Source organism: Streptomyces sp. NPDC004610, assembly GCF_040609715.1.
GTDB lineage: Bacteria > Actinomycetota > Actinomycetes > Streptomycetales > Streptomycetaceae > Streptomyces.
On record NZ_JBEXLA010000008.1, the window covers coordinates 74,829 to 93,254 of the forward strand.

The following is an 18,426-nucleotide window of genomic DNA, read 5'->3' on the forward strand; positions in this document are numbered from 1 at the left end:
GGCCCCCACCGATCGCTCCCGCGCGTGAAGAGGGCCGAATCCTCGGCCGGAAAGTGAGAGTCATATGTCCATCTCCCCCACCGCTCACGTCTCCCCCACCGCCTCTGCCTCCCCCACTGCTCACGTCTCCCCCACCGCCCATGCCTCCCCCACCGCCCCTGCCTGGCCCTCCGGTCCGCATCCGATCACGAGTGTGCGGTCCGTCTCGATCGCCGTGGAGGATCTGCCGGTGGCCCGGCGCTTCTACCGGGATCTCTGGCAACTGGACCTGGTCGAGGAGGAACAGGGCCGGAGCTACTTCGGGTCCGGGTGTCCCAGCAACTACATCGTCAAGCTGCGCGGCAACGACGTCGCCGGGATCGAGCTGACCACGTTCGACGTCCGCGACCGGGCCGGAGTGGACCGGCTGTTCGAGCGCGTCGCCCGCAGCGGCGCCAAGGTCATCCGTGAGCCCGGCGCCCGGCCGGAGCTGGGCGGCGGCTACGCGTGCGCCTTCTTCGACTGCGACGGCCGGGCCCTGGAACTGGCCACCGAGGTCGAGCAGCGCGCCCACCGGCCGGTCGAGCGCGGTGAGTCGCGGCCGAAGTTCATCAGCCACGTGGTGTTCAACACCCCCGATGTGAACCGGACCGTCGCCTGGTACGGGGAGGTGCTGGGCTTCAGGATCTCCGACTGGCTCCAGGACTTCTTCTGCTTCATGCGCACCGGGAGCTGGCATCACATCATCGCCTTCGCGAGGTCGAGGCACACCAGCCTGAACCATGTGTCCTTCGAGCTGAACGGCATCGACGAGTTCATGCGCGGAACGGGCCGGATCATGCGCGCCGGTGTCCAGCCGCTGTGGGGTCCCGGCCGCCACGGCGCCGGGGACAACACGTACTCGTACTTCCAGGAGCCGTCCAGCGGCTTCGTCATGGAGTACACGACCGAACTGATCCAGATCGACGAGGAGCACGGCTGGACCCCCAAGGTCTGGGGCACCACACCCGAGGAGCAGGACCAGTGGGGAACGGCCAACGCCTTCGACGAACTGGTGCTCGCGAAGATGACACCGGCCAGCGACCCCGTCCTGTGGACACCACCGCGGATATGACGGAGGCGACGGACTCGACGGAGGCGACGGACGCGGTCGGGGCCCGGACGCTTCCGCACGCGGGCCGCTCAACGAGCGGCTCGGCGCGGCGCTGCCGTGCAGTTCGGCCGATGACCGGGTCCTGGCCCGGCGGTGACCCCGGCCGGGGGGCGGTGGGAGAGGCGCCGAGCACCGCTCGGCCTCTCCTCTCCCGAGCACTACTCGCCCCGCTCCACCTCCAGGACGCCGGGGCGCCACCTACTCGAAGGGATCTCCCGCCATGTCCAAAGACGTCTACACCGCCCGATGGCGCATGCTCGCTCTCCTGGTGGCCGGCTATGTGGGCCTGACCCTCAACTGGTTCAACATCGCCTCGGCCTTCACCCCGATCGGCGACGAACTCGGGGCGTCCTTCACCCAGTTGGCCTTCCTCATCGCCCTGTTCCTGATCGGATACGGCGTCGTCCACATTCCCGCCGGTCTGCTCGCGACCCGGCTCGGCCTCAAGCGCACCCTCGTGCTGGGCATCGTTCTGGAGAGCGTCGGCGGCATCCTCTCCGGCATCGCCGTCCAATACACCGACCTCGCCATCTACCGCGTCCTGGCCGGAATCGGCGGATCGATCTTCCTCTCGGTGTCGGTGAGCGCGGTCAGCGTCTGGTTCCGCCACCACGAGATCAACTTCGCGCTGGGCATCACCGGCGGCGCCGCCTTCAGCATCGGCACCGCCCTGGGCCTGTACGGGTGCGTCGCGCTCACCGACGCCCTGGGCTGGCGGACGATGCTGATCGTCTGCGGAGTCCTCAACCTCATCGTGGCGGCGGCCGTCGCCTTGTGGTTCACCACCCCGCCGGACGTGGCCGGACTCGCCGGCGCCGAGATCACCAGAGAGGGCCTCGCCAAGGCCCTGTGGGACCGGCAACTGTGGATCTACGGCGCGGCCATGGTCGGCGTGTACGGCGCCTACATCACCGCGTCGCAACTGATCGGTGAGTACGCCGTCGACGCCCTCGGATTCACCAGCGGCCAAGGAGGGCTGCTGGGCGCGGTGTTCGCCCTCGCGGGAATTCCGGGCAGCCTCCTCGGCGGCTACGCGGCGGACCGGCTGAGAAACCACCGGCTGATCATGGTGGTGCCGTTCCTCGCCATGAGTGCCGCGCTCTTCCTGGTGCCGGTCAGATCGGCTCCCCTCCTGTGGTTCCTCTCCGCGCTCATCGGCTTCGTCTTCCTCTTCAGTTTCCCCGCCTGGCTGTGCGTCCCCGCCGAGATCTCCCGCGTCGACCCCGAGCACATCGGCACCGCGATCGGGCTCATGCTGACCTTCGCCGCGATCGGCGGTTTCGCCCTCCCCGTCGCCTTCGGAAAGATCGTCCCCGCCGCGGGCTACGGTGCCGGGTGGGCCATGCTCGGCGCGCTCTCCGCCCTCACCGCCCTCATAGGGCTCTTCGGCAGACCGGGCCCGACGCCCGTCAGCGCCGCCGCCGCCGAATCGCTCGTTCCTGTTGGCTCCGCGCGCCAGTCGGGCCAGAAGTAGTCACCGCCGGCCAGGGCGGCCCTGCGTGCCCGCGATCGAGGACACGCTCACCGCCCCGCCCCCGGCGCCGGACCCCTCAGACCGTCGCGGACGACTCCACCACCCCGGCAGGCGTGGCCCCCAGTCGCCCGCCGCGGTGGAGGCCGTGGAGTGCCGCCGCGCAGGCCAGGCCGAGCGCGGCGAGCGTGATCCAGGGCAGGGCGGGCATTCCCGCCGAGCGGGCCGCGTCGAGCGCCGCGCCCGTGCCGAGGTTCCCGAGGGTGATACCGATGCCGCACACCGTGTTGTAGAGCCCGTAGTGCGTGGCGACGAGACGGTCACCGGAGAGCCGGACGATGGTGTCCATCTCGAACGGGTAGGCGATCATCGTGCCGATGGCCAGCAGCAGCGCGGCGAGCACCGGCGGCACCGCCGCGAGCAGCCACCGTCCGAGCCCGGAGGCGGGTACGGGGACGGCCGTCGCCGCCAGCAGGGGGACGAACGCCAGCCCCATCACCGCCAGCCCCCGCACCAGCGCCGGTCCGGGCTCGTACCGTGCCCCGCACCAGGCCGTCACCCGGGTCTGGCCGAGGATCGTGCTCAGCCCCGGGACGGCGAACAGCAGCGCCACCGCCGCCGTGCCGAACTCCCCGTCGCCGCCCAGGCGGCGCACCTCCAGCGGCAGCGCCAGATACACCTGGAAGGTCAGGACGTACGACCCGATCATGGCGGCGGCGAAGAGCAGGAACGGCCGGTTGGCGAGGATGCCCCGCCACTGGGCGAGCACCCCCTCACCGCCATCGCCACGGCCCCGCTCCTCGCCCCGCCGGGCGGGCAGCGCACGGAGCTGGACGACGCTCAGCAGCGCGAAGATCCCGGCCGCCACCAGACAGGTGACGCGGAAGTCCACACCGGTCAGCACCATGCCCACCAGGGGGCCCAGCAGGATTCCGGCCTGGTAGAAGACGTTGAACAGGGCGAACGCCTCCACCCTGCGCTCCCCCGCGTCCGCCGCCAGATGGGCCCGTACGGCGGGGTTGAACAGGGCTCCGGCCAGCCCGGTCGCGGCCGAGGCGGCCAGCAGCGCGGGCAGCGAGTCGACCAGCCCGAGCGTGGCGAAGCCGAGGGTGCGCAGCACGCACCCGGCGATGATCAGCGGCTTGTAGCCGAACCGGTCGGCCAGGGTCCCGCCGACCAGGAACATGCCCTGCTGGCTGAAGTTCCGTACACCGAGGACGAGTCCGACGACCCAGCCGGCCAGGCCGAGGGTGCCGGAGAGATGGGCGGCGAGGTAGGGCATCAGCAGGTAGAAGCCGAGGTTGATGGTGAACTGGTTCAGCAACAGCAGTTGGACGCCGCGCTCGTGGGAACGGACCTGGGCGAGCAGCCCCTTCACCGGCCCTCCTCCGGCAGCGCCCCGGCCTCGGCGTGGTCCTGCCCGGTGCCGCGCAGGGTGAGGGGATCGACCACTGCGGTGCACCGGGTCCAGCGGGTGACCTCCTTCTCGTCGAGGCGGCCGAGCAGTTCGGGTTCGGGAGCGGGCGGGCCGTCCAGCAGACCGTGGGCGGCGCAGTAGTCGTCGTCGTAGACCGTGCCGAGGTAGCGCTCGGGGCCGTCGGGGAAGACGGCGGCGATCCGGGTCCCGGCGGGGTGGGTGCGGGCCAGCCAGCCCGCCACGAGGGCGACCGCGCCCACGCTCCAGCCGCCGGTGGCGTAGTGGGAGGCGGCGAGGCGGCGGCAGGTCCAGACCGCTTCGGCCGGGGCGACCCAGTGCACCTCGGAGAAGTTCTCGTAGGCGACATTGCGGGGGTGGATGCTGGAGCCGAGGCCGCGCATGAGGCGGGGGCGGGCGGGCTGGCCGAAGATCGTGGAACCGGTGGTGTCCACGCCGACGACGGTCAGCTCCGGGTAGAGCTGCCGCAGCACCCGGGAGACACCGGCCGAGTGCCCGCCGGTGCCCACACTGCACACCAGCACGTCGACGTGGCCCAGCTCGGCGGCGAGTTCGAGGGCCAGTGGGGTGTAGGCGGCGACATTGTCGGGGTTGCCGTACTGGTCCGGGCACCAGGAGCCGGGGTGCCGCTCCAGCAGCCGCTGGACGCGGTCGCGGCGGGCCTGCTGCCAGCCGCCGGTGGGGTGGGGCTCGGAGACGACGTTGACCTGGGCGCCGTACGCGGTCAGCAGGCGGGTCATGGACCGCTCCAGCCCGGGGTCGGTGACCAGGGTCACCGGGTGGCCGTGGACCATCCCGGCCAGGGCCAGTCCCAGGCCCAGGGTTCCGCTGGTGGACTCGATGATCCGGCCGCCGGGCCGCAGATCGCCGCGGGCGCGGGCCCGTTGCACCATGTGCAGCGCCGGACGGTCCTTGATCCCTCCGGGGTTGAAGCCCTCCAGCTTCGCCCAGAAGCCGCGCCCTGCGGGGGCCAGCGGCTCCGAGACGCGCAGAAGGGGGGTGTTGCCCACGAGGCCGGAAAGAGTGGAGAAGGCGGAGAGGGCAGAGAGGGTGGATTGGTCGGCGGCGGTGCCGGTCGTCGTCGTCACGGGCCGCGTCGATGATGACTGCATGTCTGGGTGTGTTCGCTCTCGTTCGAGGATGCGCTGCGATGCGAGGGGGACGGGACCGGCGCGCGTTCAGCCGGCGCCCCTGCCTGACGGCATGGCTGCATGACGGGTCGTGGATCCGCGGTCAGGTCGGGCGGGGGTCGGCCGATGGGGAGCGCCGGGAGCGGCCGTGGACATGGGTGGGCCCAGGGCGGGGGCGACGAACGCGGCCGGGCCGTCAGGGATGCGGCGCGGCACGGGCGGGATCGGCCGGAACCGGTGGAGACCGGCGGCCGGTTGCTGCGGAAGCCGCGCTTCTTCCTAGATCCGACGCACCACGGAGGCAGCTCTCAACGCTGCGGGTGACGCCCCGGCGGCGGGTGCACGGTCGGCCGAGGGGGCTGCGACACCGTGCGAGGCGAGAACCGACCCCGCGAAGGAGGGGGCGGCCGAAGCGGAGTTCTGCTGGGGCTGGCCGGACGCGCAGTGGTCGCCGGGGTGGGACGGTTCGTGACCGCCGTGGCGGTCACCGGCGTCGGTGGCGTACCGCAGGGCCGGGTCGGCGACGGTGTCCCGGTGCTGCCCGCCCGGGGCCGCCGCGGGGACCGCCGCACTGGCGGGCAGGTGCCTCTCGGCGCCCTCCATGGACGCGCCGTGCGTCACCAGCACGCCGAACAGCAGCAGGGCCGGCGCCAGTACGCGCAGCAGCGGACCCGCACCGGAGCGGGTTCCGCCGACACACCAGGGCGACCGGGCCGTAACCATGCCGTGATCCTAACCGCCCCCCGACGATGATCGATCGCCGATCCGGGGGGCGTGTCGGACCGCCCCCTTCACCCCCTCCACTACCACCCGGCAATTTTCTACCCCCCGTAGTAGATTTATTTCTACAGCCCGTAGTAATTTGAGGGCGTGGACGCCGACCTTCGCGCCGCTGCGCTGCCGAGCACTGCCCCCACCCCCTCCGAGCCGGATCACCCCACCGCCGAACTGCGGGTCGCGGCCCTCCGTGACGGCCCCTCTCCGGGTGCCGGGGAACCCGGCGACGGGCCGGTCACCGTACGGTTCATGGACACCCGGCATCTGGCGTACGTCGTCGGCGAGCACCTGCGGCACTTCCCCGGCGGGTTCTTCGCCCGCCTCGGGCGCGGTTTCCTGACCGCGTACACCCGCACCCACCTCACCAGCCCGCACGCCACCGGGTTCGTCGCCGAGTTGGACGGCGAACCCGTCGGCTATCTGGTCGGCGTCATCGACCCGGCGCTGCACCGCCGTCATCTGCTGCGCGACCACGGGCTAGGGCTGGCCCTGCGCGGCCTGGCCGCACTCACCCTGCGCCCCACCGTCGCCGCCCGCTTCCTCCGCACCCGCCTGCCCCGCTACGTCCGCAAACTGCTGCCCGGCGTCGGGGCGCCTCCCCCGCCGGAGCCGAAGCCGGAGCCCGGCGCCGGGCGCTCACGTCCCGTCCGGGGCGCGGTCCTCTCCCATGTCGCCGTCTCCGAGCGGGCCCGCTCGCTCGGCATCGGGAGCGTGCTGATCGAGCGGTTCACCGACTTCGCCGTCCTGGCCGGCTGCGACCGGATCTCCCTGGTCACCGCGGCCGGTCCCGGCGGCGCCGGGCCCTACTACGAGCGGCGCGGCTGGCATCCCGACGGTGAGACCCGCACCCCGGACGGCGTCCGGTTCCTGCTGTACGCCAAGAACCTGCCGGCCCCCACCCTGCCCGCGCCGCGCCGCCCGACGCCCTGACATCAGGGGGAGCGGGCACCGGGCACCGCTCAGCCGGGGCCCTGGTACGGCTTCGACGGGTAGCCGGTGTCGAAGTGCATGTAGTCCGGCACGTCGATGTTCTGCCAGATCCAGCCCTCGTCGCGGAACGTCCGCCAGACCGGGCCGCCTTCGAGGATCTTGCCCGCCCCCTCGACACGCTCGCGGTACTCGGCGGTCGGCTGCCAGCACTTGCAGCGCAGGTCCTTCCAGGGGTTCTCGCGGGGGTTGATGTCGATGGCGCGGCCATTGGCGTGCGGGGACTCCAGGGCGGGGGCGTTGATCTGGTCCTCGCGGCGGCAGTTGAAGGCGGCGGTGTTGTCCGCCGCCAGGCTGGCGGCGCTGTCCCCGTCGTACTCCTCCAGCGGTCGCATCCGCCGGATCGGGAACCCGGCGTCGAACAGCGCGGTGAAGGCCCGGACCACGCTGTCGGCGGTGTCGGCGTTCACGACCAGCACCCCCCGCCGGACCTTCCCCTCGAAGTCGTAGTGGTTGATCTCCACACGGCGCAGTTGGTCCGGGGAGGCGATCGGGCAGCCCGCGCGGATCATTCCGGCGTCCCGCATCCGCTGCCACTGCTCGTCGGGGACGGCCTGTACGGCGGCATCGGCCGAGGGCCGGGACGGGGAGGGGGGCGGGGAGACGCTGATGGTCTCGTCGTTCGGGGTGGAAGGAGTGTCCGGCGCGGTCGTGCAGGCCGTGGCGAACAGAAGCGCCGCCGTCACGAACGGCGGCCCTGTGCGGGCGAAACGGGTCACTGCGCTGTTCCTCGGGATACGGGGGCGGTCGTCGCGCGAATGAAACTACTACACTCGATAGAATTTCTATAGCCGGTAGGAATTCCACTGGAGGCCGTGTTCGACGGCGGGTAGAGTTTCCCGGCGGGCGTGGGGCGGCCTCAGCGCCCGGCGGTGGCACCGAGAAGGGCGGTACGAGGGCGATGCGGCCATTCGGCGAGCTGGAAGCCGATGTCATGCGGGTGCTGTGGGCGGCGGCGGACGACGGACCGGTCACCATCCACACCATCACCGACGCCCTCAACGCCGAGGGCCGGAATCTGGCCTACACCACCGTCATGACGGTGACCGAACGGCTGCGCACCAAGGGCTGGCTGACCCGGGAGAAGGTGAGCCGCTCGTTCCGCTACAGCGCGCTGCGCACCGCCGACGACTACTCCGCCCAGCTCATGACCCAGGCCCTGGACTCGTCCGCCGACCGCACCGGGGCGCTGCTGCGGTTCGCCGGACGGCTCGACGCCGCCGAGGCCGCCGCGCTGCGCCGGGCCCTGGACGCGCTGCCGGGGGACGACGCGGCGGAGCGTCCCGCGGCGGGCAGCTGAGGGGCACGCCGTGCTGGTCATCGCCGCCCTGCTCGGTCACACCCTGCTGCTCGGCGGCCCCGCCGCCCGGCTCCTCGCCCGCGCCCGCTGGACGACCCGCTTCCCGCAGGCGGCGCTGCGCGTCTGGCACGCCTGCGCGGCCGGGCTGCTGGTCTCGCTGACCGCGGCCCTCGCCCTGACCGCGCACGATCTGTGGGAGCACATCATGGTGTGGGTCTTCCACGCCGATATGCACCGGGTCCACGCCGCCTACGGGGGAGCCTGGCAGGCCGCCGGAATCGCCGAGGCCGCCCTGCTCGCCCTGGCGCTCGGCGCGGGCATCCTGTCCGGGCTCACCGTGCGCCGCACCCTGCGGCTGCGGGACGCCCGCGACCGGCACCGGCTGACCGCCGACGCCCGGTCGGGCGACGATCCGCGCGCCGTGCCCACCTCGGCCGGTGAGCCACCGGTCCGGGTGCTGCGCCACCACTCCCCCGCCGTCTTCTGCATCCCCGGCTCGCGCCGGGCGGCGCGGATCGTCGTCACCAGCGCCGCCCTCGACCTGCTCACGGACGACGAACTCGCCGCCACCCTCGCACACGAGCGGGCCCATCTGCGGCTGCGCCACCACCGCTCGATCCTGGCCGCCGATGTCCTCACGGCCGCGTTCCACCGCACCGGCCTGCTGCGCGGGTACGCCGGTCAGGTCCGCCGGCTCGCCGAGATGGCCGCCGACGACCAGGCGGCCCACCACCACGGCCGCCGTACCGTCGCCAAGGCCCTGCTGGAGCTGTCCACGGCGGCGCCCGGTGCCTGTTCCGGTGTTGCCGGGCTGTCCGCGATGACGGGGCCCGACCCGGCCGCCCGCATCCGCCGGCTGATCGGGGCGGCGCCCCGCCGGGCGAGCCGTCCGGTGGCGGCGCTGATGCTGGCCGGGGCGCTCACCGCGACCGCGCTGCCGCTGGCGCTGGCCATGGCCCCCGCCGCACTGCTCGCGGACACCGCGCACCCCGTCTCGGGCGGCCACTGACGCCCACCGCCACCGGAGCCGACGACGAAGGCGGATTTCACTTCCGCAACCGAGTTGCCGAAGTGAAATCCGCCTTGCCTCCGCGGCCGGCCCGGCGTCAGCCCAGTCCCCGCACCGCCCGGACCAGCGCCGCGTTGTCCGGGGCGATCGTGCCGTCGGGGAGTTCGGTGCCGTCCTCGAAGCCGATGCGGGTCTGGTGGCCGTCCTCGGCGGCGGCGCGGACCAGCGGCCAGACGGTGGCGCCCTCGCCGTGGTAGAGGATCGGGCAGGTGACGCCCGCCGCCAGTATCCGCGCGGCCATCGCACGGGCCGCCGCGACGGCCTCCACCGGGTCCTCGTCGACCGGTTCGATCAGGATGCGGACGTTGTCGTGCAGGGTGGGCGAGGCCAGCAGGGCGGGGACGTCGTCCATGGTCCACACGGCGCTCTCCAGCACCATCCCGCGCTCCAGGACCAGTTCGGCGGTCTCGGTGGCGCCCTCCTCGCAGAAGGCGACGGACGCGAAGTCGGGCAGCACCTCCCACGCCTTGACCAGGGCGTAGCGCTCCTCGGGGCCGGAGCAGGTCCACAGGCCGGTGGTGGTGCCGACCACGGCGCCGGGGGCGGTGGCCCGGATCGCGGCCAGCACCTCGGCGAGCGCGTCGGGGCGGATGGTCTGCCCGCCGTCCTCGGTGCGGACATGGAAGTGGACGACGTCCGCTCCGGCGGCGAGCACCGCCGCGGTGTCGGCGGCGATCTGCTCCGCGGTGACCGGGACGGTGGGGTGCTCGGTCCGGGAGCGCCCGCCGTTGACGGCGGCTTTCAGAAACACGGTGGTCCTTACGGGGTAGAGGGATGGGTGGATCAGCTGAGGGCGCCCAGGCCGCGGAGGGTCTCCGTGGCGCCGGTGAGCGAGCCGAGCGGCTTGCCCTCGTTGACCTCGGCGATCAGCGCGGGTTCCTCGGCATCGTCCTCAAGTGCCTCGTCCAGTACGGCGGCCAGCCGGCCGGCGGGGGCGATGATGAGGCCGTTGGCGTCGCCGAGCACCAGGTCACCGGCGTGCACGGGGACGCCGCCGCAGGTGATCGGCGTGCCCATCGAGCCGTCGGCGATGCCGTGCAGCTTGGTGGTGAGCGGGGTCCGGCCGTACGCGTAGACGGGCAGCCCCACCTCGCGCAGGGCGTCGATGTCGGTGCACAGGCCGTCGACCACGGCTCCGGCGGCGCCGCGCGCGGCGAGGGCGTTGGCGACCACCTCGCCGAGCGGGGCGTGGCGCCGGTCGCCGCCGGTGTCGATGACGACCACGTCACCGGGGCCGATGAGTCCGGCGGCGTGGTGCAGGACGGTGGAGTCGGTCGCGGTGATCCGGACCGTGACGGCCCGGCCGACGAGTTTGCCGGTGCCGGCCTGCCGCTGGAGGGCGGGGTCGCAGAAGCCCTCCTCCAGATAGTGGCCGAGGGTGGGGAAGTCGACCGTGTGCAGTCGTGCGACGAGGGCGGGGTCTGCGGGAGCGGGCAGGTCGCGGATGTCCAGGGGCATGGGGCGGGTCACCTCGGTCCGATGATGATGCGGCGGTTGCGGAGCACGGGCAGGACCGTGCGGGCCCGGTCGATGCGGTCCTTGTCGGCGTCGGTGACGAGCAGCGAGCGCTCCTCCTCGCCGAGCGCGGCGCGCACCACGCCGAGCGGGTCGACGGCCATCGACATACCGATGCAGTCGGGGGTGGTGAGCGAGGACGCGACGACCCAGCAGGTGTTCTCGATGGCGCGGGTGCGCAGCAGGGTCTGCCAGTGGTCCTCCTTGAGGGGGCCCTTGACCCAGGCCGCCGACACCGCGAGCAGATCCGCGCCCATCTCGACCAGGGAGCGGGTGAACTCGGGGAAGCGGATGTCGTAGCAGTTGACGAGGCCGACATTGAAGTCGCCGATGCGGACCACGACCGGGCCGGTGTCGCCGCGCTGGATGCGGCGGGACTCCTTGTAGGAGAAGGCGTCGTAGAGATGCATCTTGCGGTAGAGGCCGAGCACTTCGCCGTCGGTGTCGACGGCGGCCATGGTGTTGTAGGGCAGGGCGGTGCCGCTGTCCTCGTAGCCGGCGGCGATGACGGCGACGCCATGGGTGCGGGCGATGCGGGCGAGGCCCTCCAGGAAGGGGTCCCAGTGGGCGATGGCGAGGTCCCTGAGCTGGATGTCGGTCTCGTCGCTGAAGTCGGACGGGAGCATCGACTCCTCGGGGAAGACGACCAGTTCGGCGCCGGCGGCGACGGCCTCGGCGGTCATCTCCTCGATGACGGCGAGGTTGGCCGCCGCGTCGGCGGTCGGGGCGAATTGGGCTGCGGCGACCTTCACGGCCGTATCTCCTTGATGGGGGGTGCGGGGCGGGAGCGAGGGGGTGCGATGGGCTGCGCGGGGGTCATTCGGCGAGCAGCCGGGAGCGTTCCGGGGCCCATCCCGCGCGGACCGGGGCGCCCGTGGTGAGTCCGCTGCGGTCGGCGCCGCGGGACTCGGCGATCAGTTCCGTGCCGTCGGCGAGGGTGAGGTGGTAGCGGGTGGCGTTGCCCAGGTAGACGATCTGCTGGAGGGTGCCGTCGAGGACGGTCCCGCAGTCCGGCAGTTCGGTGCCGGGGGCGGCCAGGCGGACGTTCTCGGGGCGGACCGCGAGATGGGCGGCGGCGCGGTCGGCGAGCCCGTGCCCGTCGGGGGCCGCGAACCGGCCGAGGCCGGGGACGTCGAGGAAGCCGCCGTCCAGGGTGCCGGTGAGGAAGTTCGACGTACCGATGAAGTCGGCGACGAACCGGGTGGCGGGGCGTTCGTAGATGGCCTCGGGGGTGTCGACCTGGAGGACCCGGCCGCCGTCCATGACCGCGATGCGGTCGGACATGGTGAGGGCTTCCTCCTGGTCGTGGGTGACGGTCACGAAGGTCACCCCGACCTCGCGCTGGATCTTCTTCAGCTCCAGTTGCATCTCGGCACGGAGCTTCTGGTCGAGGGCGCCGAGCGGTTCGTCGAGCAGCAGCAGGGAGGGGCGGCCGATCAGGGCGCGGGCGATGGCGACGCGCTGGCGCTGGCCGCCGGAGAGCTGGGCGATGGAGCGGTCGCCGTAGCCCTGAAGCCGGACCAGGGCCAGGGCCTCGCGGACGGCCTCGGCGATCTGCGGCTTGGGGCGGGACCTGCGGACCTTCAGTTCGAAGGCCACGTTGTCGGCGACCGACAGATGCGGGAAGAGGGCGTAGCTCTGGAAGAGCATATTGAGGTCGCGCTTGTGCGGGGGGACGGAGTTGGCGGGGGCGCCGCCGAGGGCGACCGTGCCCTCGGTCGGGGTCTCGAAGCCGGTGATCATCCGCATGAGGGTGGTCTTGCCGCAGCCGGACGGGCCGAGGATGGAGAAGAACTCGTTGCGCCGGATGTCGAGGGTGACATCCGTGACGGCGACGGTGGTGCCGAAGCTCTTGCCGACGCCGGTGAGGCGGACGGCGGGGGCGTCGGGGTCGGGGTGGGCCGGGTTCACCGGCCGGTGCGCGGTGGTGGTGATGCTCATGGTCAGGACGCCTTCACCTTGGTCCAGCCCTGCTGGAAGTGGGTCATCGCCTTGCCCGGGTCGAGCAGGAAGTCCGCCTTGGCGATGGCCTCGTCGGAGGCGTAGACGGCCGGGTTCTCCAGGGCCTTCTTGTCCTTGACGAAGTCGCGGGCCTTGGCGTTGGTGCTGGCGCTGCCGCCGTCGTCGGTGGCCATGGCGGCGATCTCGGGCTGGAGGAGGTAGTTGATGAACTGGTAGGCGGAGTCGGTGTTCTTGGCGCCCTTGGGGATGGACAGGCCGTCGGTCCAGATGGAGCCGCCCTCCTCGGGGAGGACGTAGTGGACGTTCGGGTTGGCGGCGACCACCTTGGCCATGGCGGTGCCGCTCCACGCCTGGGCGGCGCACGCCTGGCCGGTCGACAGCAGCTGGGGGTAGTTGGTGGAGTTGTAGCCGGCGAGGATCTTCTTCTGGTCGGTGAGGGCGTCGGTGGCGGCCTTGATCTCGCCCTCGTCGGTGCTGGTGGCGCGGGCGCCGGTCACCTGGAGCCCGGCGATGTACGCGGCGAGCATGTTGTCCAGCATGTAGACCTTGCCCTTGTACTGGGCGTCGAAGAGGGTCTTCCAGCTGGTCGCCGACGGGATGCACTTGTCGTTGTAGGCGAAGCCGGTGGTGCCCCAGATCCAGGGGATGGAGTACTTGTTGCCGGGGTCGTAGGACGGGTCGCGGAACTTGTCGGCGAGGTTGTCCAGGCCCTTGATGCGGGAGTGGTCGAGGGGCTCGATGAGCTGCTGTCCGATGAGCTGCTGCACGCTGTACTGGCTGGGCTCGATCAGGTCGTAGCCGGCCGAGCCGGAGCTGAGCTTGGCGGTCATCGTCTCGTTGCTGTCGAAGGTGTCGAGGGTGACCTTGATGCCGGTCTCCTGCTCGAACTTCTTCACCACGGTGTCCGGGATCTCCCCGGCCCAGGCGTAGATGTTGAGTTCCTTGCCGCCGCCGGAGGACGCGGAGCCGGAGTCCGAGCCGCCGCAGCCGGTGGCGAGGACCGCGGTGACGGTGGTGACGGCGATGGCGAGGGAGGCTCTGGAGACACTGCGTGCGCGCATGGGGGTGGTGCCTTTCATGAAAGGAGGTGCCGGAGAGGGGAGGTGGTGGATCAGGTGCGGTCGGCACCGAGCAGGACCCGGCGCATCTGCCGCAGGCCCACGCCGACGATGATCAGCAGGGTGAAGAGCACGAGCAGCGTGCCCAGCGCGTTGATCTCGGGGGTCAGTCCGCCCTTGAGCATCGAGTAGACGCGCAGCGGAAGGGTGGTGCTGCCGACCCCGTTGGTGAAGGTCGACATCACGATGTTGCCGAACGAGATGGTGAAGCTGAGCAGCCAGGCGGCCAGCAGGGGCTGGCGCAGCAGCGGCAGGGTGATCCGGCGGAACGACTGCCACGGGTTGCAGCCGAGGTCGGTGGCGGCCTCTCCGAGGGAGGGGTCGAGGGCGGCGTACGCGCCGAGCACGATGAGGCTGGCGTAGGGCAGGGTCACCACGACATGGCCGAGGACGAGTGTGGTCAGGCCCAGGTCGGCGTGCAGGGCGCCGAACACGGACAGCAGGGCCACGCCGAGCACGATCTCGGGGATGATCAGCGGCAGGAACAGCCCGCCGGAGAAGACCGCCTTGCCCTTGCCGCGCAGCCGGGCCATGCCCATGGCGGCGAGCAGTCCGCACAGGGTGGCGAGGGTGGCCGAGATCAGCGCGGTCTCGGCGCTGATGCGCAGCGCGGCGAGGAGTTCGGTGTTCTCGGCGAGGGTGCCGTACCAGCGGGTGGAGAATCCGCCCCACTTGTAGGTGACCTCGGAGTCGTTGAAGGAGAGCACGACCACGACGACGATCGGGATGTAGAGGAAGGCGATGACACCGCGGGCCAGCCAGGCGGTGACGGTGTCGAGGGCGTGCTTCATGCCGACTTCCTCCTCAGCCGCCGGGCGGCCAGTCCGAACACCGCCATCGACGCCACCATGAGCAGCAGCAGGACGACCGAGGCGGCGGCGCCCATGGGCTGGTTACGGAACTCGGTGTAGAGGGTGACGATGAGATTGCCGACCAGTTGGTCGCGTCCGCCGCCGAGCAGGACGGGGATGACGAAGACCCCGAGGGTCGGGATGAAGGTGAGCAGGGCCGCGGCGAGCATGCCGGGCCGGGCGATGGGCAGCAGGACCCGGGTGTGGACCCGCCACCAGCCGCAGCCGAGGTCGCGGGCGGCCTCGCCGAGGGAGCCGTCGACGCCGCGCAGGGAGGCGTAGATCGGGAAGATCGCGGTGGGCAGGAAGGCGTAGACCAAGCCGATGAAGGAGGCGCCCTGGCTGGGGATCCACTGAGTGTCGCCGCTGGTGAGGCCCATGGCGTCGGTGAGGCTGTTGACCGGTCCGCCGGGGCTGAGGAGGTTGATCCAGGCGAACGTCCGGACCAGGAAGTCGGTCCAGAACGGCACGATGATCAGCAGGAGCAGCAGCATCTGCCGCTGCGGGGAGCGCCCGGCGAGGTAGTACGAGACGACATAGCCGAGCACCAGACAGACCGCGGTGTTCAGGGCGGCCATGCCGAGGCTGTAGCCGAAGACCTTGAGATAGACGGGGTCCATCAGGTCCTGGTAGTTGGACAGGGTCCAGCCGCCCTGGATGCCGCCGTAGGCGTCGGAGGAGGCGAAGCTGTTGCGCACCACCAGCAGCAGGGGCACCAGGACCAGTCCGAGGACGGTGATCCCGGCGGGCGCGAGGAGCAGCGTGGTCACCGCGGCGCGGCGAGCGCGCGGCGATGTGGCGGCGGGGGCCGGTCCGCCGGACGGGGACTTCGCACCGGACCGGTCCGCGCCCGCCCGCTCGGTGCCGGCCGAGGTCACCGTCACCGCCGGACCCGCCGGGGAGTCGGGGCGCGGGGAGGGGTCTTGTGCATGTGCGGAACTCCTTGTCCGGTGCGGTACGAGGCGGAAGCGGGCGGTACCGCACGGCCGAAGCGGCGGTACGGGCCCGGTGGCGCATGCCTCGCCGTGGGGGGCGGAGGTGGCGAATGGGAAAAGAGTGCGGGAACGGACGAAGAGCCGGAAGACGGGTCGGCAACGAATCCCGTGGAAAACGGTCCCGGTTTCCACGCGTATCGCAGAGGGCCGGGGATGTGACCGGCGACCTTGACACCCGAAGGGCGGCCCGCATATAGGTGCACATAGCAAGCACCGCCCGCCCGGCCGACAGCGCTGTCGGCCCGCCACCCGTCTGGAGACCCCGGTGATCGATGACCTCGACCGGCAGATCATCGACCAGCTCCGGGTGGACGGACGCCGCTCCTTCGCCGAGATCGGCCGCACGGTGGGCCTCTCGGAAGCCTCGGTCCGGGCCCGCTACCAGCGCCTCCAGCGCAAGGGCGTGGTCCAGGTGGTGGGGATGACGGACGCGGTGCGGATGGGTGAGATGGAGGTCCATCTCGCGGTCCGGGTGCACCACATCCCGGTGGCGCTGGTGGCCCGGGAGATGTCCCGGATGCCGGAGATCCGGTACGTGGCCTCCTGTGTGGGCCCCTACGACCTGATCGCGGATGTCCGCTGCCGGGACCTGGAGCACCTCGCCGAGCTGCTCACCGAGCGGGTACGCCGGGTGAACGGCGTCGCGCACGCGGAGGCGCTGACGGTGCTGGAGGTCATGAAGGACTCGTATCTGTGGGAGGGGTTCCGGGAGGTACCGGCCCGCCCCGACAAGCGCATCCTCCCGAACTGACCTGACCCGGCGTGGCATGGCGGGGCGGGGCTACTCCTCGGCGACGCCCTGCCCCACGGCGCTGGCCAGCCCCTGCCAGGAGTAGTCCTTGAACAGCTCCAGGAGCAGCAGCACCTGCACCCGGGAGACACCGGGCAGCATCCGGATGTCGTCGAGGAGCTGGACGAGCTGGGCCTGGTCGCGGCAGGTGCCCTCCAGGAAGATGTCCTGACTCCCGGCGCAGAGCGCCACATGGTTGATCATCGGCATGCCGGACAGGGTCTTGGCGACCGCGCGCGGGGTGAGGTCGCGGACCCGGATCATCAGCCGCACCGACTGATGCCCGAGCCGCAGCGGGTCGCACAGCGCGACGATCCGCAGCACCCCGCTCTCCTGGAGCCGGGCCACCCGCTGCCGTACGGTCCCCTCGGACACCCCCAGCTCACGGGCGAGCGTGGTGTAGGGCGTCCGCCCGTCGCGGGTGAGGGTACGCATGATCCGGCGGTCGGTGTCGTCGAGCACGCCCCCACCCTGTCACCCAGAACCAGCCAAATTGGCCGATTGTGTCACCTGTCACACAACACCCGGTACGCCACATTCCGCCCGCCGCCGATCCCCGGCCCCCGACACCACCCCACGGTCGGTCCGTAAGCCGCCGTCCAGCGCCCGTCCGCACATCCGCAACCCGGAGTTGACGCGCCACGGCGACCCTCTGCGAGTGTGACCGCCGCACCGAATCCGCCGGACGACCCTCCCCGGCCCCCGCGCCCCGCCCCACCGCGCCGGGTGCTCCGGCGGCTCCCGGTGCGCCGGATCCTGATGCTGCTGCCCCTGCCCCTGGTGGCGGCGGTGGCCGTGCAGCACCGCGCTGTCCTGGTCGCCGGGTTCGGGCATCTGGCGTCGGCGCAGTGGCCCTGGCTGCTGGCGGCGGCCGGGGCGACCTGTCTGACCTGGGTCGCGGCGGCGGTGACCCGGCAGGGCGCGGTGGTGGACCGGCTGCCGGCGCTCCGGCTGCTGGTGACCCAGTTCGCGGCCGGTTCGGCGAACCAGCTGCTGCCCACCGGGCTCGGCGCCGGGGCGGTCAATCTGCGGTTCATGACGGTGTGCGGGCTGCCGTCGGCCCGATCCTCGGCGGCGGTGGCGCTGTATCTGCTGGCCGAGTCGGTGGCCCGGGTGGGGCTGCTGGCGGCGCTGCTCATCGCGTTCCCGCACGCCCTGCGCGTCGACGCGCTGCTCCCGGACGGCACCGCGCTCCCCCTGCTGGCGGCGCTGGGCGGCGCGGCGGTCCTGGCCCTGACGGTCCTCGCCCTGGTCCGGCGGCTGCGCGCCCCGGTCCTCACCTTTGTGCGCACCGCCCTCGGCGAGGCCCGCACCGTGCACACCAGGCCCGCGCGGGCGCTGGCGCTGTGGGGCGGGTCGCTGGCCTTCCCCGCGCTCCAGGCGGCCGGTCTGGCAGCGGTCGGGACGGCACTGGGGCTGCCGGTGCCGCCCTGGCACATGGCGCTCGCCTATCTGGCGGCGACGGTCGCCGTGGCCCTGATCCCGACCCCCGGCGGTCTCGGCTCGGTCGAGGCGGCGCTGATCGTCGCCCTGGTGGCAGCGGGCGGCCCGGCCGCGGTCGCCACGGCGGTGGTACTGGCGTACCGGACCATCACGGTGTGGGTACCGCTGCTGCCGGGGGCGCTGGCGTTGGGGGCGTTGGTGCGGTTGAAGGTGATCTGAGGGGGCCCTGCGGGGCGGGGGGCGCGAGGGTGCGGGGGGCGCGGGGGCGCGGGGGTGGGCGGAAGCGGCCTGACGGGGATCGCCCCTACCGGGGGCGGGGGCGCAGGGCGTGCCGGGGTGGCCGGAAGCGGCCTGGCGGGGGCACGGACGCGGGGCATGCCGGGACGGCCGGAAGCAACCTGAGCGGGATCACCCCTACCGGGAACGCGGACACGGAGCATGCCAGGACGGC

19 protein-coding genes are annotated in these 18,426 nt (G+C 72.2%); 7 read left to right on the top strand and 12 right to left on the bottom strand.

The genetic code is table 11. The features are described 5' to 3' along the window. The first annotated feature begins 193 nt into the window (after positions 1-193). Positions 194-1,093: a VOC family protein gene (locus ABZX40_RS10960; RefSeq protein WP_355746980.1), complete on the top strand. Its 900-nt coding sequence runs from the start codon at positions 194-196 to the stop codon at positions 1,091-1,093. 259 nt (positions 1,094-1,352) lie between these two features. Next, positions 1,353-2,606 carry an MFS transporter gene (locus tag ABZX40_RS10965; protein ID WP_355746983.1) on the top strand — a complete coding sequence of 418 codons (1,254 nt, stop codon included), beginning with the start codon at positions 1,353-1,355 and terminating at the stop codon, positions 2,604-2,606. Between the two features lie 76 nt (positions 2,607-2,682). Here the strand turns inward: ABZX40_RS10965 and ABZX40_RS10970 are convergent, their stop codons facing one another. The 3 genes from ABZX40_RS10970 to ABZX40_RS10980 all read right to left on the bottom strand — a co-directional run bounded on the left by ABZX40_RS10970 (position 2,683) and on the right by ABZX40_RS10980 (position 5,891). After that, positions 2,683-3,981 carry an MFS transporter gene (locus tag ABZX40_RS10970; RefSeq protein WP_355746986.1) on the bottom strand — a complete coding sequence of 433 codons (1,299 nt, stop codon included), beginning with the start codon at positions 3,979-3,981 and terminating at the stop codon, positions 2,683-2,685. Continuing rightward, complete coding sequence (locus ABZX40_RS10975) at positions 3,978-5,150, bottom strand: PLP-dependent cysteine synthase family protein (protein WP_355746989.1); 1,173 nt, start codon at positions 5,148-5,150, stop codon at positions 3,978-3,980. The genes ABZX40_RS10970 and ABZX40_RS10975 overlap by 4 nt, the downstream gene beginning before the upstream one ends. A gap of 297 nt (positions 5,151-5,447) precedes the next feature. Next, positions 5,448-5,891: a hypothetical protein gene (locus ABZX40_RS10980; RefSeq protein ID WP_355746992.1), complete on the bottom strand. Its 444-nt coding sequence runs from the start codon at positions 5,889-5,891 to the stop codon at positions 5,448-5,450. A gap of 147 nt (positions 5,892-6,038) precedes the next feature. Here ABZX40_RS10980 and ABZX40_RS10985 point away from each other — a divergent pair, with 147 nt between their 5' ends. Next, a complete protein-coding gene (locus ABZX40_RS10985) occupies positions 6,039-6,875 on the top strand; it encodes a GNAT family N-acetyltransferase (RefSeq protein WP_355746995.1) in 837 nt (278 codons plus the stop codon). A 29-nt stretch (positions 6,876-6,904) separates the two neighbouring features. Here the strand turns inward: ABZX40_RS10985 and ABZX40_RS10990 are convergent, their stop codons facing one another. Then, a complete protein-coding gene (locus ABZX40_RS10990) occupies positions 6,905-7,651 on the bottom strand; it encodes a M15 family metallopeptidase (RefSeq protein WP_355746997.1) in 747 nt (248 codons plus the stop codon). Between the two features lie 182 nt (positions 7,652-7,833). On the opposite strand from ABZX40_RS10990, the gene ABZX40_RS10995 reads away from it, so the two are divergent. Both ABZX40_RS10995 and ABZX40_RS11000 read left to right on the top strand, forming a co-directional pair. After that, positions 7,834-8,232, top strand: coding sequence for a BlaI/MecI/CopY family transcriptional regulator (locus tag ABZX40_RS10995; protein WP_355747000.1), 399 nt, complete (start codon positions 7,834-7,836; stop codon positions 8,230-8,232). Between the two features lie 10 nt (positions 8,233-8,242). Then, on the top strand, positions 8,243-9,241 hold the full coding sequence (locus ABZX40_RS11000; protein ID WP_355747003.1) for a M56 family metallopeptidase: 999 nt from the start codon (positions 8,243-8,245) through the stop codon (positions 9,239-9,241). A 97-nt stretch (positions 9,242-9,338) separates the two neighbouring features. Here the strand turns inward: ABZX40_RS11000 and ABZX40_RS11005 are convergent, their stop codons facing one another. The 7 genes from ABZX40_RS11005 to ABZX40_RS11035 all read right to left on the bottom strand — a co-directional run bounded on the left by ABZX40_RS11005 (position 9,339) and on the right by ABZX40_RS11035 (position 15,631). After that, the gene (locus ABZX40_RS11005) at positions 9,339-10,052 is read right to left on the bottom strand and encodes a 3-keto-5-aminohexanoate cleavage protein (RefSeq protein ID WP_355747006.1); all 714 of its coding nucleotides are present in this window, start codon (positions 10,050-10,052) and stop codon (positions 9,339-9,341) included. A 32-nt stretch (positions 10,053-10,084) separates the two neighbouring features. Then, on the bottom strand, positions 10,085-10,759 hold the full coding sequence (locus ABZX40_RS11010; protein ID WP_355747009.1) for an RraA family protein: 675 nt from the start codon (positions 10,757-10,759) through the stop codon (positions 10,085-10,087). 8 nt (positions 10,760-10,767) lie between these two features. Beyond that, positions 10,768-11,568: a carbon-nitrogen hydrolase family protein gene (locus ABZX40_RS11015; RefSeq protein WP_355747012.1), complete on the bottom strand. Its 801-nt coding sequence runs from the start codon at positions 11,566-11,568 to the stop codon at positions 10,768-10,770. 64 nt (positions 11,569-11,632) lie between these two features. Then, a complete protein-coding gene (locus tag ABZX40_RS11020) occupies positions 11,633-12,757 on the bottom strand; it encodes an ABC transporter ATP-binding protein (protein WP_355747015.1) in 1,125 nt (374 codons plus the stop codon). Between the two features lie 2 nt (positions 12,758-12,759). Further along, positions 12,760-13,839, bottom strand: coding sequence for a spermidine/putrescine ABC transporter substrate-binding protein (locus ABZX40_RS11025; protein WP_355747018.1), 1,080 nt, complete (start codon positions 13,837-13,839; stop codon positions 12,760-12,762). Positions 13,840-13,889: 50 nt separating this feature from the next. Next, positions 13,890-14,687 (bottom strand): ABC transporter permease, encoded by a 798-nt coding sequence (locus tag ABZX40_RS11030; protein WP_355747021.1) that lies wholly within the window; start codon positions 14,685-14,687, stop codon positions 13,890-13,892. Continuing rightward, positions 14,684-15,631, bottom strand: coding sequence for an ABC transporter permease (locus ABZX40_RS11035; RefSeq protein WP_355747023.1), 948 nt, complete (start codon positions 15,629-15,631; stop codon positions 14,684-14,686). The genes ABZX40_RS11030 and ABZX40_RS11035 overlap by 4 nt, the downstream gene beginning before the upstream one ends. A gap of 376 nt (positions 15,632-16,007) precedes the next feature. Between ABZX40_RS11035 and ABZX40_RS11040 the strand changes: the two genes are divergently transcribed. Beyond that, entirely contained in the window at positions 16,008-16,493 is a 486-nt protein-coding gene (locus tag ABZX40_RS11040; protein ID WP_355741433.1) for an Lrp/AsnC family transcriptional regulator, read from the top strand. A gap of 30 nt (positions 16,494-16,523) precedes the next feature. Here the strand turns inward: ABZX40_RS11040 and ABZX40_RS11045 are convergent, their stop codons facing one another. Further along, positions 16,524-16,994 (bottom strand): Lrp/AsnC family transcriptional regulator, encoded by a 471-nt coding sequence (locus tag ABZX40_RS11045; RefSeq protein ID WP_355741431.1) that lies wholly within the window; start codon positions 16,992-16,994, stop codon positions 16,524-16,526. A gap of 297 nt (positions 16,995-17,291) precedes the next feature. Between ABZX40_RS11045 and ABZX40_RS11050 the strand changes: the two genes are divergently transcribed. Further along, on the top strand, positions 17,292-18,194 hold the full coding sequence (locus tag ABZX40_RS11050) for a lysylphosphatidylglycerol synthase domain-containing protein (RefSeq protein ID WP_355741459.1): 903 nt from the start codon (positions 17,292-17,294) through the stop codon (positions 18,192-18,194). Positions 18,195-18,426 lie beyond the last annotated feature (232 nt).

What these genes read in the sequence shown, in the direction of transcription:
- ABZX40_RS10965 (WP_355746983.1), top strand. Translation starts at nt 1,353, where the DNA reads ATGTCCAAAGACGTCTACACCGCCCGATGGCGCATGCTCGCTCTCCTG.
- ABZX40_RS10975 (WP_355746989.1), bottom strand. Translation starts at nt 5,150, where the DNA reads ATGCAGTCATCATCGACGCGGCCCGTGACGACGACGACCGGCACCGCC.
- ABZX40_RS10980 (WP_355746992.1), bottom strand. Translation starts at nt 5,891, where the DNA reads ATGGTTACGGCCCGGTCGCCCTGGTGTGTCGGCGGAACCCGCTCCGGT.
- ABZX40_RS10995 (WP_355747000.1), top strand. Translation starts at nt 7,834, where the DNA reads ATGCGGCCATTCGGCGAGCTGGAAGCCGATGTCATGCGGGTGCTGTGG.
- ABZX40_RS11010 (WP_355747009.1), bottom strand. Translation starts at nt 10,759, where the DNA reads ATGCCCCTGGACATCCGCGACCTGCCCGCTCCCGCAGACCCCGCCCTC.
- ABZX40_RS11020 (WP_355747015.1), bottom strand. Translation starts at nt 12,757, where the DNA reads ATGAGCATCACCACCACCGCGCACCGGCCGGTGAACCCGGCCCACCCC.
- ABZX40_RS11025 (WP_355747018.1), bottom strand. Translation starts at nt 13,839, where the DNA reads ATGCGCGCACGCAGTGTCTCCAGAGCCTCCCTCGCCATCGCCGTCACC.
- ABZX40_RS11030 (WP_355747021.1), bottom strand. Translation starts at nt 14,687, where the DNA reads ATGAAGCACGCCCTCGACACCGTCACCGCCTGGCTGGCCCGCGGTGTC.
- ABZX40_RS11050 (WP_355741459.1), top strand. Translation starts at nt 17,292, where the DNA reads ATGCTGCTGCCCCTGCCCCTGGTGGCGGCGGTGGCCGTGCAGCACCGC.